The following is a 19,223-nucleotide window of genomic DNA, read 5'->3' as shown; positions in this document are numbered from 1 at the left end:
AAATATAATTTTACAAATTCTCTATTATTTTTTATATAAGTTATTCAAAATTAAGAAATCTGATTTAAATTTTTTAGTCAAATATATAATTTAGTAATTTGAAAATGTACTGATATTTTATTAGTATACACTTAACTATCTTGTGAATTAGAAAGATAGAAAGAAATTTTTTATATTACCTTCCTATCCCTCAAATTTAGAGAATATTTAATAAATCCTTTAAACGGCTTTTATCCCATCCTTTTGTATTCAATATTCTCCAAGACTCAATTAAGTCTGGACCGTGTAACTTTCCGGAAAAACCTGCCCGGAGAGAGCGCATCACTAGTCCTTTTTTTACTTTAAATGTTTTAACAATTTCCTTAATTATTTTTTTAATATCATCTTCATTTAAGATAGAGTTTTCTTCAATTTTTGTTAAGGCTAATTCAAGAATATCTTTAACACTTTCTTGTTTCATATGTAGCATTGCTTCGTCATCGTAATTTATATTTTCTCCAAAGAAAAAAGAACTCTCTTTTATAACATCATTTAAACGAACTAAACTAGGTTGAATTAAAATAGCTATACGTTCTAGCCATTGACGATCAAAATCGATGTCAATCAGATAATTATTTTTTTCCCAATATGGAATTAATAAATCTACTAGTTCCTGTGCTGATATCTTATGAAGGTATTGGCTGTTAATCCAGTCTAATTTACTCCAATCAAATTTAGCACCTGCTTTATTAACACGTTCTAAATCGAAATTTTCTGTGATTTCATGTAGTGTAAAAATCTCTTGAGTGCTATCAGATAGAGTCCATCCTAAAAGACTCATATAGTTAACAAGAGCCTCGGGTAAAAAACCCATTTCGCGAAAGTCATTAATAGAAGTAACTCCATCCCTTTTTGAGAGTTTACGACCTTCCTGGTTTAATATTAGAGGTGTATGTGCGAAGTATGGGATTGTTTCATCTAATGCCTCATATAGTAAAATTTGCTTGGCAGTATTTGCTATATGGTCTTCTCCGCGAATTACATGACTGATGTTCATATCTACATCGTCTATTACCACAGCAAGGTTGTAAAGAGGTTGTCCAAATGGCACTTCTGAATTTTCTCTAGCACGAGCAATTACCATATCTCCGCCAAGATCACTACCTTTCCATGTCATATGTCCTCTAATTAAATCATTCCAACGAATTTCTTGTTCGTCATCTATTATCAATCTAATAACGGATTTTCTTCCTTCTGCCTTAAAAGATTCTTGTTGTGTTTTTGTTAGATAACGATGGCGATTGTCATATCTAGGTGCTTGATTGTTGGATTTTTGTAGTTCTTTCATATTTTCCAACTCCTCTAAAGTACAATAGCATCTGTATGCAAGACCTTGATCAAGTAATTTTTGAATAGTTTTATGGTAATAATTCAAACGTTGAGTCTGAAAAAAAGGTCCTTCATCCCAATTTAAACCTAACCAAGTTAATCCTGACTTTATATCTTCAACAAACTCAGGCTTAGAACGTTGCTCGTCTGTATCCTCAATACGTAAAATAAATTTACCTTTGTGACGATTAGCAAATAACCAATTAAAAATAGCTGTCCTGGCAGTACCAATATGTAAAGTTCCAGTAGGACTAGGGGCGATACGAACTCTTACAGTCACAAAATTTTCCTCAAAGTTAAAACTAGCCCTAATATATTCTAAAGGAATTAAAAATGGAAAAAAACTTAACTATTAATTTCCATCTTCTATAAGTTAATACTATTATTTTTTACTTAAATAGATTCTAAAAATAATCATAGTAATAGTTTTGATCATAAATCTTTACTCTTACAAAATTTACAAATTTTATGCACTGCATTAGTCAAGATAACGCATTAATAAAGAATTTTTACGAACCTAGATTTTATACACTTTAGGATATTATGTATCGAATATTTATGTAGTTCTTATTTTTAAATAGAAAAACTATTATATAAAAGTTGATAAAAAGTTTAAAACCATTGACCCAATAGGATAATTGCTTTTCTGATCTATACTAGAAATTTGTATAGTTTTTTTAGTAGAGTTTAAAATAAATTTATGAGTTTTATATCAATACTAATCCTGGTATTCCATTTAAGAAACACAATTTAAATTTTAGTTTTTAACTATGAAATCTTAAACTATTAATCTCAATTCATGTATGTATTATATTTATGTACATTACATTCATATCATAAGTATCTACTGAGGCAAAATGTTATTCATAGCTAAAAAACATACTGAGGACTAGCTAATTTTAAGCTTTGACTATAGATATTTAGATTTTATTGCGTTATGGATTAGGATATTCAGAATATCAAAAAGATAAAACACTTGGAAGTATATACTAAAAATGCTAGCCTATAGCTAACTTTAAGTAGCTTAAATCTTTTATTTCTGGTTCAAGAAATTATGTTTTTTCTCGCTTTAATATTTTCTCAGTTATCAATTAATCAAAATATAACATTAGAAAATCCATCTTCGACAATTGAAAGTTTTAACTATTTACAAATTATCATTCTAGGTATGATACAAGGATTAACAGAATTTTTACCTATTAGTAGTACAGCCCATTTACAAATAATTCCTTCTTATTTAGGATGGGGTGATCCAGGAGTAAATTTTTCTGCAGTAATTCAATTGGGAAGTATTATTTCGGTTTTATGGTACTTTTGGTCGGATCTAAGAAAGATAGTTACAGGTACGTTTACAGCAATTCAAAAGCATGACTTGAAATCTCATGATCTTCGTATGGGCTTTGGTATCTTTATGGGAACGTTACCTTTTCTCATAATTGGATATCTAGCAAAAACTTTTATGACTGATATAGATAATTCTATTTTACGTAGTAGTGGAATGGTTGCAGCCTCTTCTATTATTATGTCTTTATTATTAGCACTAGCAGAAAAAACTGGAAAATATGAGCGTAACTTTGATAAATTAAGATGGCAAGATGCGTTTTTTATGGGTGCGATCCAATCTTTGGCTATAGTTCCTGGAGTTTCTCGATCAGGTTCAACTATTACGCTAGGACTCTTTCTAAATTTGAAACGAGAAACTGCAGCAAGATTTTCTTTTTTATTAGGTATTCCTGCAATAACTACAGTAGGTTTATACGAGTTAACTGAGATTTTTAACACTGGATTCTCTCAAGAAACTATATTACCTCTTCTTACAGCAATAATTTCCTCTATTATTTTTTCTTATTTATCTATTGCCTGGCTCATAAATTACTTACAAAAACAGAGTACTTGGATATTTGTATGGTACCGTCTAGGGTTTGGTTCATTTATCCTTATAGATATGTTGCTGTCTTGACTGAGTAATATTCATTCTATGTTCCCCCCCAGGCATAGCGTAAATACCAGAAAGGGAATAATAAAAATATTGCTATCCAATCTCCCTTAACTAAACAGAGTTTATGCCATTTTACTCTATGCTTATTAGGGCTAATAAATCCTCTTATCTCCATTGTAGTAGCAATTTCACTCGCTCTTGTTAATAAATTCTCTAGTATTTTTTCTATTACTACTATCCATACTTGAAAACTTTTTTTAATTCCTAACTTTTTCCAGTTAATAGCTCTAGTTCTGATAGAGCGAGTAAGGTTTTGTATTTCTTCTAAAACTAGAGAAATAAAACGTAAAGACAACGTAAAGATTAATAAAATTTCAGTTACCGGAACTTTAAGAAATCTTAAAGGCGAGAATAAATACTCTAATCCTTCAGTTATTGCTTCAGGAGTAGTAGTTGATAAATATAAATTAGCACTATAAACTGCTATAAAAATATGGGTACCTATTCTTATTCCTAGTTCTAAAGATCTGTGAGTAATAAGAAATATTCCTTTATTGAATAAAATGTAGCTATAAGAATTTAATTGTGGTGTTGATATGTTATTTACTGGAAGTCTGGGTTGAGAAGACACTGCTAAACCATCAGGTGATAAGGCTATAATTAAAAATACTAAAAAACTAATAATTAAAAGCCATCCCATTTGTTGCTTCCAAACTCTTAAAGGAATGTTGACAACTATAGTTAAAACCACAAGAAAAATTACAAGAACTAGTAACCATTCCGAACTAGATGATCTATTTGCAAGCAATAAAGACATTAGCCAAACTAATTTAACTCTAGAATCAAGTAAATGTAACCATGTAAGAGGCTTTTCAAGATAAAGTCCAATAGGTAATGATCGTAATAGATCCATAATTATTGCAAATTTTACTTATTATCTGTGCTGTCAATTTTATTACTTAAGAAAATAAGATAGAAAATTATCTCACTAAGTAAAGTTTTATAATTTATTTAGTGTAAGATACCAATTAAATTGGTATATAAAACGTACTGTGCTTTATATTTAATATGATGTTTAAACTATCTAGTAAACAAGATGTTAAATAGTTTATTAAATATAAAAACCAACTTGTTAAGTTAACTGTTTTTTAGCTATTAGTTGAAAATAAATTTTTAAATTAAATTTAGACTAAGTCTTCATAGAGATAGATAAAAAAGTTTCTAACTTTTAATGATCAAGAATAGTATATTAACTCGTATTATAAGCTTATAATGAAAAAAAATAAACTTTTTCGAAGTTAAATTACAGAAAGTAATTGTTTAATTCTAAACAATTTTAAGAATTCTACTAAATATAGAATTTTATATAATAAGTCAATATATACTGTTAAAGACTTAATGCACTTTTTTTATTCAATATTTTTTAACTAAAAAAGTATTTTGTTGCTATTTATTAATATTTAAATTATTACTACTAAAGTGATCTTTAATCATATTGTATATTATTAGATTTTATGTTTTATACCTAAACTATTGCGTTTGTTAATTAAGTCCATAAGATGTCTTTACACATGATTTATACATTTCGTTTTGATTGCCTTATATACATAGTATCAAATTATTATTTCTAACTTATTACAGTGGCTAAGGTTATACTAAAAAATATTAATAAAAGTTTCTTCCGTCAAAGAAACAAGTCAAAAGATTCTGAAGTTAAGATCTTACAACACATTAATTTAAATGTTAATGATGGAGAATTTATGGTTTTAGTTGGTCCTTCAGGATGTGGAAAGAGTACTTTGCTTAGACTTATAGCAGGATTAGAAAGTATCACATCAGGAGAAGTTTTAATAGGAGAAAAAAATGTGAGTTCTCTTCTTCCTAAACAGCGTGATATAGCTATGGTTTTTCAAAATTATGCTTTATATCCTCATCTTAATGTTTATGATAATATTGCTTTTGGACTACGTCGTATAAATAAAATTGATCAAAAAATAGATAAAATTTTAGATAAAGTAATTAGGCTATTGCCTAGAAGATTTAGATATAGTTCGGTCTTAGAAATAGATATTAATCGACAAATAGAGCAAGTTAGTAAACTACTACAGTTAGATGGTCTATTAACTAGACTACCAAAACAGCTGTCAGGAGGTCAAAGACAAAGAGTAGCTTTGGGAAGGGCAATTGCTAGAAATCCTAAAGTTTTTTTAATGGATGAACCGATGTCTAACTTAGATACAATTTTACGGACAGAAACTCGTTCTCAGATAGTTAAGCTACAAAATCAACTAAAAATCACAACTATATATGTTACTCATGATCAAGTTGAAGCAATGACTATGGGGGATCGTATTGCTGTTATGAACCAAGGAAAAATTCAACAGGTCGCATCTCCACTAGAGCTATATCATCATCCTGTCAACTGTTTTGTTGGAAGCTTTATTGGATCTCTGCCAATGAATTTTTTACCAGCAACAATAAAAGACTCTTCCAAGATTTTTTACGATAAATTTAGTTTATGTATTCCTTTGGCATCGAGATCATATTTAAAAGGATATAGTAAAAAATTCGTTATATTAGGATTTAGACCTGAACATATTACTTTAGGCGTTCCTCATGTAAGTAATTTACAAGTAAAGGTTAATCTAGTAGAAAATATGGGAAACGAAGTACATTTGTTTACTGAAACGTTAAGTAAAAATCCTATTAAGATTATCGTTAACTATATAGGAAATAATTTGATTAAGAAAGAAGATATACTATGGTTATCAATAAATAAAAAGACAATTCATATTTTTGATTCCGAAACAGAAGAATCCTTATTGAAGTAAAAGTGGTTCTTAATAAAAATAATCAATTATGTTTAAACTAAGCAAGACTATAAATAACTTTATATTAATATCTAGCAGTTTAACTTTCGCTCTATTCATTGGAGAAATTGGATTAAGGATATTGAATATTTCTTATCCTAGTTTTTATAAAGTTGATTCTCATCGAGGACATTCTCTCATATATGATATGTTTGGAAGATGGAGGCACGAAGGAAATGCTTCAGTATCAATTAACAAGAGCGGACTAAGAGATAAGAACTATACAAAAAAGAAAACGAAAAATACTTTTAGAATTGTTGTTATTGGCGATTCTTTTGCTGAGGCTATACAGCTTGATAAAGATAAAACTTTTTGGTCACTAGTAGAACAAAAACTATCTAAATGTCAAAAATTAAGTAAGAAAAATATTGAGGTAATAAATTTTGGTGTTGGCGATTATGGTACTGCACAAGAATACACAACACTAAAATATCATGCTAGTCAGTTTTCTCCTGATCTAGTTCTATTAGCGGTTTTTACTGATAATGATGTTATTAATAATTCAAAAATCTTAAGTCCTAAAAATAGATTTAGTCCATTTTTAAAATTGAAGGATAATGAGTATATTTTTGATATGTCATTTAGGGATACTAAGACTTATCAATGGCGCAATAGTCTTGTTAGAAGAAAATTATTTTTTTTAATTAATAAATCTCATATTTTTCAGTTAGTTAATCAAGCTAGAGTACTTGTGAATAATCAATATCCTAAATTTATGCTTGGGGAAATATCAAGAGATGAAGATATGTCTCAGAATCTTGAATTTATCCCAGAATTATATAAAGAATCTTCTATAGAATGGCAAAGAGAATGGAAGTTTACAGATGAATTAATTAAACTAATACAGGAAGAAAGTTATGTCCTTAGTACTGACTATTTAGTAGTGATATTAAGTAATCCTATTCAGCTTTATCCAAACTTTTCAGTGAGGGAACAATACTTTAAAAATTTAGCAACATATAATCAATTCTATCCTGATCAACGTATTTATAAATTATCAGGAAAGGAAAATTTTAAAGCTTTAACTTTAGCTCCACTTTTACAAACCTATGCCGATAAAAACAAAGTTTTTTTGCATGGTTTCAATAATACAAAAATGGGAAGTGGTCATTGGAATAATTTTGGACATCAAATTGCTGGGGAAATAATTAGTAACAAGATTTGTTTATTACAAAAATAATATAGCAATTACTTCCAATATAAGTAATTGCTATATTCGATATCTATTAAGTTTGATGTATTGAAGCTAGTATATAAAAAATATTAATTTTTTATATACTTATTATTGATGTTTTATTATCTTATTAAAATGTCCAAAAAAGGAAACAATAATACGAAATTCATAATTACCAACACAAGAATTAATAAAAATAACTATTGATTTATTTAATTTTACTCTTAGTTTCTATATCTACCAAAATATGAACATTAACTACTTTTTTAAGTATTCACAAGAAAAATTGTAAAAAAATTACCTTTCCAATAAATATTCAAGATTAAGTTTTAAAAATGTTAGTATATGAGAATATTTCATATGTAAATTTAGAATAAGATAACATACAGTAATTGATAATTCAAATATGTCTAGTTGGTTAGAGCATAGCGTACAAATTGAAGTGGATATTCCTATCGAACAAGTATGGGATTTATGGTCAGACTTACAAGAAATGCCTAAATGGATGAAATGGATTGACTCCGTTGAAATTTTGGATGACGATCCTAGTCTATCTCGTTGGAAATTAGTTAGTGGGAGTTTCCAGTTTACCTGGCTATCAAAAATTCTAAAAGTAGTACCTCATCAAATAATACAATGGGAATCAGTAAATGGATTGCCTAATAGAGGGGCGATTAGATTTTATGATAGACAAGGTAGTAGCATCATTAAATTGAGTATCGCCTATAGTATTCCAGGATGGTTAGGGAAATTAATGGATAAGTTATTTTTGGGCCGTATAGTTGAATCCACTATATCAGAAGATTTGAAAAGATTTAAAAACTATGCGGTAAAAAAAAGTAGAGATAAAACATAGTTATCAAATATTTCATTGTACTTTTTTATTATATTCTGTTTGCAATATGTTTATAATTTATGTAATTTCCAAAAACTTGGTATAGTTTGTTTCTTTATCTCTTAATAACGTTATTTCAAAAAATACTAACTACAAATATAGTTAGTATTTTTTTGTATATTAAACATCAATAATTTACATCAATATTTAAATATTCTCATGTTTATTTATTATTCAAACTAACTGAGTAATATGTTAAAAAAGAAATAAAATAAGATTTTAGAAATAAGTATTTTTTGCCGAGATAAAAATTATATAGCAAAGATAGGTACTATTTTTTATACTTATTTTTAATCGGTATAATATAATTTAGGATTTTATTAACTAAATCATTTATGTCTCTATCTTAATATATTCTTTTCACGAAAAATGAAGATTGTTAAAAATTATTTTTATAGATAGATTAAAATAAATGTCTAAGCTTTTGATAACGTCCTAGAGCAATCAGAGGAAAATAATTGGAGTAGAGGTGATACCTTATATAAAAATGAGAAGGAAAGCCAGTTCCAGTAAATTCTTTCTCTTTCCATTCTCCTGTCGATGTTTGAGTTTTCACTAGATAGTTTATACCTCTATCAATATGATTGATTGCAAAGTTATCTAAAGCTTTTCCTGCATCTAGTAAACCAATTAAAGACCAAGCAGTTTGAGAGGCAGTACTTATACCTTCTCCTTTTAGTTCAGGATTATCATAACTTAAGCAAGTTTCTCCCCATCCACCATCTTCATTTTGACAGCTTAATAGCCAACTAACTCCTCTCTTTAACTGAGAATAATTTTTGTCAGGATGAAGAACTGCTAATGCAGACAATACTCCACTAGTTCCATAAATGTAATTAACACCCCATCTCCCAAACCAACTGCCATCTTTTTCCTGCTCATCATATAAATAATTAAGGGCTTTTGCAGTGCGTTCATCAGACATTTCTAAATTACATGAACCCAACATTTCTAATACTCTTGCAGTTATATCGGCACTATTTGGATCAATCATTGCCTTCAGATCCCCATAAGGAACTTCATTTAACCAAGCTTGATTATTATCTATATCGAAAGCTGCCCATCCTCCAGTTTTACACTGCATTGTCTTTATCCACTGAAGACAACGATTAATAGCCGCTTTTTTCTGTTGCTCATTTACAAGAGTAATTCCCTCAAGTGCCATAATTACAGCTGCTGAGTCATCAATATCAGGATAAAAACGATTGGTGAACTCGAATGCCCATCCTCCAGGTTTTCCAATCTTATTTTTAATTGCCCAATCTCCGTAGTCTAAACATTGTTTACTTAATAACCAATCTCCGGCTATTTGAAGAGAACGGTGATCTTTTGACAGCCCTGACTCAGTTAAAGCTCTTATCATCCAAGCTGTATCCCATACAGGAGATACACAAGCTTGAACATAATAGTCTTGATCTTTTTCTATAGCAAAACGTTGAATAGCTTCAAAACCTCTTTTAACAGAGGGATCCTCTATATCATATCCTAAAGTTTTGAATGCAATTAGAGAATTTAACATTGGAGGCATTATCCCTCCCCAATCTCCACTTTCTTGTTGATGGTCTAATATCCATTTCTCTGCTTCTTTTAAACCTCTCTCTCTAAAAGGAATTAAATTAAATTTTCCTAGTAATTGGAATATTTTGTCTAGCCATAAAAAAATATCAGTCCAACTATTCGTGTAAGGAAGTTTGTACTGAACCTTTTCTATATCCTCTACATATAGTTCATTAAGGTTGAAGGATGGATTAATTGGGAAAATTGGCTTTTTATCAAAAACAATTATTAATGGTACAGTACTTTCTCGTGCCCAACTAGCCATTTCATAAATTGTAAAAGGAAAGTTATTACTTAAAACCATAATTGATGGAGGAATAGATGGGAGACCTTCCCATGAATAGCAACCAATCAAAGCTAAATGAAACTTAGTAAAAATTCTAGCTTTAGAAATTCCTCCTCTGCTAAGAATAAATTTTCTGGCACTAACTAAGACAGGATTGTCTTTAGACAATCCTAAAAGTCTAAGTGCCATATATGCTTCAATAGATGTACTGATCTCTCCACCATCCCCATAGAAAAGTTCCCAACCACCATATTTGTTTTGTTTATTACATAAATAAGCTTCAATTTTAGACTTTGGGAGGTTTTCAAATATTCCCCAAATCTTATAAATTAAAACAGTTTCTGCAGTAAGAGTTACATTAGATTCTAGTTCTCCTAGCCAATAGCCTTCGGAATTTTGTAAAGAAAGTATATATTTTTGACTGATATCAATAGCGTTATCAAGTGATGATTTTAATTTTTGATTAATTTGATGTTGCGTTTTCATAAATAATTAAAATGATTTACTTTATATTTTTGGGTAGACTAACAATTAACTTGAAAATTGTAACAATTTTCTCAAAGCTTATAATAAGCTTTCGAAATTTCTTTCTTATCATTTTGAATCCTAACTTTATATAGATCTACTTCAATCTCATTGCTTAATCACTGCAATAACTAATAAAAAATAGCTCAAAATTTCCTAGCTTTACATATTATTATCAGATAATAATGTAATTACATAAGTTTTTAGAATTCCATAGACATTAAATAATAATTATTAGAGTATTTTTTAAAAATTATCTTCATTTTGTATTACCTGAAGTTATATGTTTTTTTTAATTTTCTAGTTATTTATATTCCATAAATTATAAGGAAATGTAGTTGATAATCTTTATCATTTATAAGATTTTGTTAAATTTAACAGTTAATATATTATTTTCATTTGAATTATGACTTTAATTGTCCAGAAATATGGAGGAACTTCTGTAGGGTCAGTGGAACGTATCCAAACCGTTGCTCAGCGTATCTGTAAAATTTCTAATAAGGATAATAAGATAGTTGTAGTAGTTTCTGCAATGGGCAAAACCACTGATACCTTAGTAAAGCTGTCGCAAGAGATAACTCCTAATCCTTCACGGAGAGAAATGGATATGTTGTTATCTACCGGAGAACAAGTAACCATTGCTCTTATGACTATGGCATTACAAAAGTTAGGTAAAAAGGCTATTTCTTTAACTGGTGCTCAGGTAGGAATTGTTACAGAAGCGGAACATAGCTATGCAAGAATTTTGTCTATTAAGCCCGATAGAATTCAACGTCACCTTCATAAAAATGAAATTGTAGTTGTTGCAGGGTTTCAAGGAATTAGTTGTATTGATAGTTTAGAAATAACAACTCTTGGACGTGGTGGTTCTGATACTTCAGCAGTGGCTTTGGCTGCTTCTTTAAAAGCTAACTGTTGTGAAATTTATACAGATGTTTCAGGTATTCTTACAACTGATCCTCACTTAGTTCAAGGTGCTCAACTTATTAAAGAAATTACTTCTGATGAAATGTTAGAATTAGCAAGTTTGGGTGCACAGGTTTTACATCCAAGAGCTGTAGAAATTGCTCGGAACTATGGACTTCCTTTAATTGTACGTTCTAGTTGGAGTGATAATCCTGGAACACTTGTTACATCACCTGTTCCACAATCTAGATCATTAAATGGTTTGGAAATTACAAAAGCAGTAGATGGAATAGAATTAGATGAAAATCAAGCAAAAGTTGCACTTCTGAAAGTTCCAGATCGTCCTGGTATCGCAGCTCATCTTTTAAGAGAAATTGCTTCCCAAAAAGTAAATGTAGATCTTATTATCCAATCAATTTATGAAAAAAACGGTAATGATATAGCATTTACAGTAGTAGAAAACTCTCTAGGGCAAGCAGAATCAGTTGCTGATGCAATTGCTTCAACTTTTTGCACTAATTCTAACTATTCCGAAGAAGTCGAAGTTATTGTAGAAAAAAGAGTAGCTAAAATTGCTATAGCAGGGGCAGGAATGATTGGCCGTCCTGGTATAGCTGCAAAAATGTTTAAGACTCTTGCTGAGCAAAATATAAATATTGAAATGATTGCAACCTCAGAAATTAAAATTAGTTGTGTTATTGCGCAGAATGATAGTTACCGCGCAATACAATCATTATCGAAAGCGTTCGAAATAAAAGCTTCACCTACAGTAAATATCTCGCCAACTATTTCTAATATTCCACCTGTTAGAGGAGTTGCTCTAGATACAAAATTGGTTCAAATTGCAATCCGACGTGTAAAGGATAAACCTGGAATGGCAGCTAATATTTTTGGAGTATTGGCAAAAAATAATATTAGTGTAGATACTATTATTCAATCTCAACGTTGTCGTATCTTTTCTGGAGAACCTACACGTGATATGGCATTTACTGTAGCTCAAGGAAATTCTGAGCTTGCTTACTCAGTACTCAAAAAATTATCGGATGGTTTTGATGAAATATTGATAGATGAGAATATTGCTAAAGTCAGTATTGTTGGTGCAGGTATGGCAGAAAAGCCTGGAATAGCAGCTCAATTTTTTGAAGCATTAGCAGCTGAAAATATAAATATTAAAATGATTGCAACTTCAGAAATTAAAATTAGTTGTGTAGTTACAAAAGACAAGGGAATACAAGCTTTGAATGCGGTTCATAGTGCTTTTAAATTAGATAGGTAACTTTTATCTGACAGCTCAACTCAGTCTTGCAATTCTGTAAAATTAATAGAAGAAATATATCCGTATTTTATCTACTCAAATCATTCTACTTACTATGAAATAATCATAAAAAATAAACTATAAGATAGTAAGAATTAAAGAATTTTAGATAAATATAAAGCTATAAAGATTATAGGAGAAATTAATCTAGTCGAATATACTTACAACAATAGTTGCATAACTATTCATTATTATTGTAAACAGGGCAAATTGTATCTAACATATAAGATTACTCGATAGGCTAATATAGAAAGATACTCTGGGAATAAAACACAGCTTAAGTATCTTTGTGAAATTAATAATGTTTAGTATTTTTTTATTAGAAAATACAAGCTATGGTTCTTTTTAATTTGAAACTAATATTATTAAGATAGTAAATAGATACATAGACATGGATAGAAAAGTTATTTATTCTTGAGAAGAGCTAAATTTTTTATTTTCTAAGTATCAGTTTTAGTTGAATGTAAGTATAGAATAGAAAGTAGATTTTTATTTTAAGGAGTAATTTATGAATATCTTTGGTATTGGATTACCAGAAATGGCGTTGATTTTAATTATTAGCTTGTTGGTATTTGGTCCTAAAAAATTACCTGAAATTGGACGTAGTCTAGGTAAAGCTGTTAGAGGATTTCAAGATGCTTCCAAAGAATTTGAAGATGAGTTTAAACGAGAAACTCAACATCTTCAAGATTCTTTAAGTATTAATGCTGAACTTGAAGATAATAAAACGGATAGTTCATCCCAATCAAATGTTAACAAATCAAGTATTCATAACTCTTAAGATAAAAGTAATACTTAGATTTTAGAATATTATTTCTAGCTAAGACAATTTTCTTTAGTTATGTCTCTAAAACTTTTACATCTAAACTTCTAAGAGAAAAATTGCTTTTATTTGAAACGTTTTAACAGCTTAAAATTCTTGAATAAAATTAATTTCTTAAAAAAGTAAGTTAGAAAACCTATTTATTTAGGTAATATGAGTAAGAAGATATGGAAGAAAATATCAGATGAGTGAAAAAACTCCCTATGAAAAGTTAGGTGTTTCAGAAACAGCCCCTTTTGAAGAAATTCAAAAAGCGAAAGATCATTTGAGCCAAAAGCATAGTGATAGTTTTGAAACTATGGAAAGTATTGAATCTGCTTACGATGCTATCGTCATGGAGCGATTGAAGCTACGTCAAGAAGGCAAGGTTAGTGTACCTGATAATATTCGATTCGCTGAACATCAGAGAGAAATTAGTTCTAAATTCCCAGTCTCTAATTTCAAAAGTATGTTTCATTGGGTTCAACAATTTATTGATATTCCGTCTTTTAATGATATCTTATTGAAGACAGGAATATTTCTTGCTCTATCACTTTTAGTAGGATTTTTGCGTCCTCAGTCTTCTCTAACTCCACTTTTCTTAGCGTTAGGAGTTTTTGTTAATATTTATTTTCTAAATAAAAAGGAAAATAAATTTAATCGTGCTTTACTAATTACTTTAACTATGTTGAGCTTAGGAATGATTATCGGGGGAAGCATTATTCAACTATTTTATGATCCCAACACTACAAGAGAATTTAGTCAATCTTTTGTTAGTATTATTGTATTTTTTATTTTTTGGCTAAGTAGTAGCTTTTTACATTAGATCTGTGAATCATTTCCTTTATAATATTGATTATTTTTTTTCGAACCTAGTTACTTTTATTAAACAAATACTCTTCTTTGAGATTGCTCATTTTCCCGTAATAATATTTTGGATATTAATGGGAGGTATTTTTTTCACATTAAGAATGGGATTTATTAATATTGTTGGCTTCAAACAAGCTTTAAAAATAGTCTACAGTCAACATAAAAGCCATAATAAGAAGCCTACATCTTCTAAGAAAAATATTAGTTTCTATAAAAACCAAAAGTCGAAATCCCAATTAGTGGATAACGTAAATTATCCTGATGAAATTGATTCTGAAAATGAAGTTCAAGGAGAAATATCTTCTTTTCAAGCCTTAACAACGGCCTTGTCAGCCAGTATAGGACTAGGTAATATTTCAGGTGTAGCTATTGCTATTCAGCTAGGAGGTACAGGTACAGTATTTTGGATGACACTAGCTGGAATATTTGGAATGTCTAGCAAATTTGTGGAGTGTACCTTAGGATCTCAATACCGAACTATAGGTTTAGATGGAACCACTGTTGGTGGTCCAATGTACTATCTTTCTAGAGGATTGAAGGAAATAGGAAAAGAAAAGTTAGGTAAAATATTAGCTGTAGCTTACTGTTTTGCCGGTATAGGTGCAGCAATAGGGGGAGGAAATATGTTCCAAGTCAATCAGTCATTCATGGCTTTAGCTGTTGTTTTTCCTGCTCTACAATCTTATGACTGGGCTGTTGGACTAGTTCTTGCTTTTCTTGTAGGCTTAGTCATTATTGGTGGTGTTAGTCGTATAGGAGTTATTACTAGTAGATTAGTACCCTTGATGTCAGTTATATACATATTAGGATGTCTATGGATTCTGAAAACTAACTTTGCTGCGATACCTCATGCCTTTGCTTCTATCTTCACGGAAGCTTTTTCCTCACGAGGAATGGAAGGGGGATTGGTAGGCATCATAATTCAGGGAATCCGACGCAGTGTCTTTTCAAATGGTGCCGGCTTAGGATCTGCTGCAATTGCTCATGCTGTTGCAAAAACAAAGGAACCAATACAAGAGGGTATCGTTTCAATTCTTGAACCTTTTCTTGACACGGTCGTTATCTGTAATCTAACAGCATTAGTCATTGCTACAACTCAAGTTTATTGGACGACAGTTGGGAATGGTATTAATGGCTCTATATTAGTCATGACAGCTTTTGCTCAAGTTATTCAATGGTCTCCTGCAGTATTGGCAGGTATTATGTGCATGTTTGGATTTTCAACAATGATTACTTGGTGTTATTACGGTGAACAATGTTGGATCTATATATTTGGCAAATCAAATTCTATTATTTTTAAAATAGTTTTCTTGTTTTGTATCTTCATTGGTTCAGTAGTAAATTTAGGAGCCGTATTAGATTTTAGTGATATGATGCTGTTAACACTAGCCATACCTAACATTTTAGGATGTATTCTTTTATCTAATAAAGTAGCGAAAGAATTAAAAAAATATTGGCAAAAAACAATTACAGTTTAAGATAAAATATAAAAACATAAAAACTAAGCGAATAAATAGTTTTTATGTTTTGCTAAATTCTAAATTACATTATTAGCTTAAGTAGATAAATAATTTATAAACTATAATTTAGTATATGAAGTTTTTTCAAAACGTACGATGAATAAGTCAACCTATTCTTAAGTTTTTATGTGAATAAAAACTTAAGAATAGGTTGACAAGAAAATTTATCTCTGCTGATAAACACTTTAGATCATAAGTACTATAAAAGAATTTTGACTAATTTATTTAAAATGTTTATAATTGATGTCTGCTAAGTATTGGAATCTACTTGAACATATATTTTAATACTAATATCTATAAACTACATAGAAAAATGCATATGATAAATTATAACTTTGAAAGTTAAATATATGGAAATTACAGAACTGAAGAAAAACGTTGAAATTTTGAGCATACGCCTGGGAAAAACCCAGGAATATCTTTGACCTACCAGCTCTAAAGGCTAGTATCAAAGATTTGGAAAACACCACAATCCAGCCTGATTTTTGGGATAGTCCTGATATAGCTCAAAAAGTTTCACAAAAACTTAGTAGTTTTAAATCGCAATTAGAACAATATAATCAATGGTACAACCAGTTAGAAGATACTAAACTCATTATAGAGTTATTAATATTAGATTATGACGAAGCCTTACTAGAAGAAGCACAGGGTAATCTTACACAATTAAAGAAAAATTTAGATAGTTGGGATTTGCAACAACTTTTATCAGGAACTTATGATACCAAAGGAGCTATTCTGAATATCAATACAGGAGTTGGTGGAACAGATGCTCAAGATTGGTCAGAAATGTTACTGAGAATGTATAGAAGATGGGGAGAAAGTCAGGGCTATAAAGTTAATTTGGTTGAAATTTCTGAAGGAGATGAGGCTGGTATTAAATCTGCTACATTAGAAATTGAAGGTCGTTACGCTTTTGGGTATTTGAAGGGAGAGAAAGGAACACATCGGTTAGTAAGAATTTCTCCTTTTAATGCTAATGGAAAACGTCAAACAAGCTTTACTGGAATCGAAGTGATGCCAAAACTAGAAGATGGTGATATCAAGATAGAAATTCCTGATAAAGACTTGGAAATTACAACTACACGTTCTGGCGGTAAGGGTGGGCAAAATGTTAATAAGGTAGAGACGGCTGTTCGTATTGTTCATATACCAACAGGTATTGCAGTTCGATGTACGCAAGAACGTTCACAATTACAAAATAAAGAAAAAGCTCTTATTTTGTTAAAAGCAAAATTGTTAATTATTGCTCAAGAACAAAGAGCTCAAAAAATTGCTGAAATCAGAGGTGATATCGTTGAAGCTGCTTGGGGAACTCAAATTCGTAGTTATGTATTTCATCCATATCAAATGGTCAAAGATTTAAGAACGAATATAGAAACTACAAACATAAACGATGTGATGGATGGTGATCTAAGTTTATTTATCGAAGCTTATTTACATTATGTAAACTCAGTTAATACTCAATCTTGAATATTAATAAAATAGTCTTTTAAATCAAGAAATTTTTATCTTGAATAAAAAATCTATTGTTAATTACATTTGTCTTTCATAGTTCTTAATTTTAGAGAACTATAAAAACAATTAGAAGTAGTAGCTTTTTATTTTTGAATTTCTATATACTAAATATTGTACATATTTGGTGCGTAAGAAAAAATTAGTTATACAGAGACTTTTATACAATAAGTTTACTATGTCTACTATTAGTGTTATTGTGCCCGCAACGACAGCAAACATCGGTCCAGCATTTGATTGTATAGGTTCTGCTCTAACTATGTACAATCAATTTTATTTTGCTAAACGGGAGAAAGATGAATCTCAATTAAATATCAATGTAATAGGAAGAGAAGCTAGTAAAGTTAAATGTGATTATAACAATTTAGTTTATAAAGCATTCACATACTTATACCGTCACATAGGAGAAATACCCCCAAAAATTTCAATTAAGATTAAGCTAGGAATACCTTTATCTAGAGGTCTGGGAAGTTCTGCTACGGCGATTATAGGTGGTCTGATTGGGGCTAATGAATTGGCAGGTCAACCCTTATCAAAGCTTGAGCTAATGAATTTAGCGATAAAGCTAGAGGGTCATCCTGATAATGTTGTACCTGCTTTATTTGGAAAATGTCAACTATCTATTAAACAAGGTATTGACTGGGAAGCATACCCGATTAATTGGCATTCATCTATTATTCCTCTCATTGTTATTCCTGACTTTGAACTACTAACTGAAAAAGCAAGATCCGTTATACCAAAAACAGTATCTATAGATGATGCAATTTTTAATATTGCTCATATGGGATTACTTATTAAATCTTTAGAAATAGGTAATGGGAAATGGCTATCTAGTGCGTTACAAGATAAGCTTCATCAACCATATCGTCAAAACTTAATTAAAGGTTATGACATTGTTAGACAAGCTGCTATCAGAGCAGGAGCATATGGCGTAGTAATTAGTGGTGCTGGTCCTACTTTATTAGTTTTAACTAGTTTCGAAAATATTAGTAGTATTGAATGTGCAACAAAAGAAGCATGGTTAACTCAGGCAGTGACCTCAGAAACGAAATTACTGTCTATAGATAATTGCGGGGCAAGAATTAATTATTTTGAATAAGAATTAAACTGAATAGTTTCTAAGCGTATGTATTCTTGAAATAGTTATAAAAGCTATGATTTTTAACTTAATCTAAAAAACAAGAAAATTATTAATATTTTTAATGAATTAATCTTGTATTTGATAAACTCATAAGAAGGCTTTATGTTAGTTGAAAAAATTTTGTCTTACATTAAGAGAACTTAATTATTTTAAGCTTAATACAATAACGATTAACTGTTACTGTGTTTTGATTTACTAATCATGATAAAGAAAATATAAATTTATTATTAAAAAAGTATTGAATAAAATCACCTTGTAATCTCCATAGTTTTCCGCATTGGTCAACTTATTAGTTTTAGTACCAATACATGAAAACACATACTAAATTTAGATATTTTTAATATTTTAAATAAATAAAATAAAAATATGGAATTTAGTCAAAATATGATTAAACTCTACATTGTAATCATACAAAGGCTAATAGCATTAGAGAAGAATAAAAACTTTATATAATAGTAATACTCTAAGTCTTTACATGAGTAGTAGAGATAGAAAGCTGTGCTAAGATCAATTTACAAGAGAAAGCAGCAGATGATGGACAAA

General features: G+C 29.7%; 13 protein-coding genes. 10 read left to right on the top strand and 3 right to left on the bottom strand.

Annotation, left to right across the window (positions count from 1 at the left end; genetic code table 11):
- Positions 1-196 precede the first annotated feature (196 nt).
- A complete protein-coding gene (gene gltX, locus LPC16_RS06010) occupies positions 197-1,648 on the bottom strand; it encodes a glutamate--tRNA ligase (RefSeq protein ID WP_229637263.1) in 1,452 nt (483 codons plus the stop codon).
- 774 nt (positions 1,649-2,422) lie between these two features.
- Here gltX and LPC16_RS06005 point away from each other — a divergent pair.
- Entirely contained in the window at positions 2,423-3,328 is a 906-nt protein-coding gene (locus LPC16_RS06005; RefSeq protein WP_229637262.1) for an undecaprenyl-diphosphate phosphatase, read from the top strand.
- Between the two features lie 16 nt (positions 3,329-3,344).
- Here the strand turns inward: LPC16_RS06005 and LPC16_RS06000 are convergent, their stop codons facing one another.
- Positions 3,345-4,220, bottom strand: a complete 876-nt coding sequence (locus LPC16_RS06000) for an energy-coupling factor transporter transmembrane component T family protein (protein ID WP_229637261.1) — start codon at positions 4,218-4,220, stop codon at positions 3,345-3,347.
- 727 nt (positions 4,221-4,947) lie between these two features.
- Here LPC16_RS06000 and LPC16_RS05995 point away from each other — a divergent pair.
- From LPC16_RS05995 to LPC16_RS05985, 3 genes are all read left to right on the top strand, one after another.
- Positions 4,948-6,138 carry an ABC transporter ATP-binding protein gene (locus LPC16_RS05995; protein ID WP_040054316.1) on the top strand — a complete coding sequence of 397 codons (1,191 nt, stop codon included), beginning with the start codon at positions 4,948-4,950 and terminating at the stop codon, positions 6,136-6,138.
- A 28-nt stretch (positions 6,139-6,166) separates the two neighbouring features.
- Positions 6,167-7,357 carry an SGNH/GDSL hydrolase family protein gene (locus LPC16_RS05990; protein WP_229637260.1) on the top strand — a complete coding sequence of 397 codons (1,191 nt, stop codon included), beginning with the start codon at positions 6,167-6,169 and terminating at the stop codon, positions 7,355-7,357.
- 400 nt (positions 7,358-7,757) lie between these two features.
- Entirely contained in the window at positions 7,758-8,207 is a 450-nt protein-coding gene (locus LPC16_RS05985) for an SRPBCC family protein (protein WP_040054318.1), read from the top strand.
- Positions 8,208-8,649: 442 nt separating this feature from the next.
- On the opposite strand, the gene shc is transcribed toward LPC16_RS05985, so the two are convergent.
- Positions 8,650-10,575, bottom strand: a complete 1,926-nt coding sequence (shc, locus tag LPC16_RS05980; RefSeq protein ID WP_229637259.1) for a squalene--hopene cyclase — start codon at positions 10,573-10,575, stop codon at positions 8,650-8,652.
- 445 nt (positions 10,576-11,020) lie between these two features.
- Here shc and LPC16_RS05975 point away from each other — a divergent pair, with 445 nt between their 5' ends.
- The 6 genes from LPC16_RS05975 (at position 11,021) to thrB (ending at position 18,638) form a co-directional block, all read left to right on the top strand.
- Positions 11,021-12,796: an aspartate kinase gene (locus LPC16_RS05975; protein ID WP_229637258.1), complete on the top strand. Its 1,776-nt coding sequence runs from the start codon at positions 11,021-11,023 to the stop codon at positions 12,794-12,796.
- A gap of 547 nt (positions 12,797-13,343) precedes the next feature.
- Positions 13,344-13,616 carry a TatA/E family twin arginine-targeting protein translocase gene (locus tag LPC16_RS05970; protein ID WP_040054321.1) on the top strand — a complete coding sequence of 91 codons (273 nt, stop codon included), beginning with the start codon at positions 13,344-13,346 and terminating at the stop codon, positions 13,614-13,616.
- Between the two features lie 226 nt (positions 13,617-13,842).
- Positions 13,843-14,463, top strand: a complete 621-nt coding sequence (locus tag LPC16_RS05965; protein WP_229637257.1) for a CPP1-like family protein — start codon at positions 13,843-13,845, stop codon at positions 14,461-14,463.
- Positions 14,464-14,581: 118 nt separating this feature from the next.
- Entirely contained in the window at positions 14,582-15,985 is a 1,404-nt protein-coding gene (locus LPC16_RS05960) for an alanine/glycine:cation symporter family protein (RefSeq protein WP_407084180.1), read from the top strand.
- Between the two features lie 392 nt (positions 15,986-16,377).
- Positions 16,378-17,497, top strand: a protein-coding gene (prfB, locus tag LPC16_RS05955) for a peptide chain release factor 2 (protein WP_229637255.1) whose coding sequence is annotated in 2 segments (ribosomal slippage) — positions 16,378-16,449 and positions 16,451-17,497 — 1,119 coding nt in all. Because the reading frame shifts where the segments join, the coding sequence is not laid out codon by codon here.
- A 220-nt stretch (positions 17,498-17,717) separates the two neighbouring features.
- On the top strand, positions 17,718-18,638 hold the full coding sequence (gene thrB, locus LPC16_RS05950) for a homoserine kinase (RefSeq protein ID WP_229637254.1): 921 nt from the start codon (positions 17,718-17,720) through the stop codon (positions 18,636-18,638).
- Positions 18,639-19,223 lie beyond the last annotated feature (585 nt).

The sequence above is a fragment of the cyanobacterium endosymbiont of Braarudosphaera bigelowii genome (assembly GCF_020885515.1).
Classification (GTDB): domain Bacteria; phylum Cyanobacteriota; class Cyanobacteriia; order Cyanobacteriales; family Microcystaceae; genus Atelocyanobacterium; species Atelocyanobacterium thalassa_A.
Note: the sequence above shows the minus strand (reverse complement) of the source record. Positions and strands in the feature narration are given on the sequence as shown.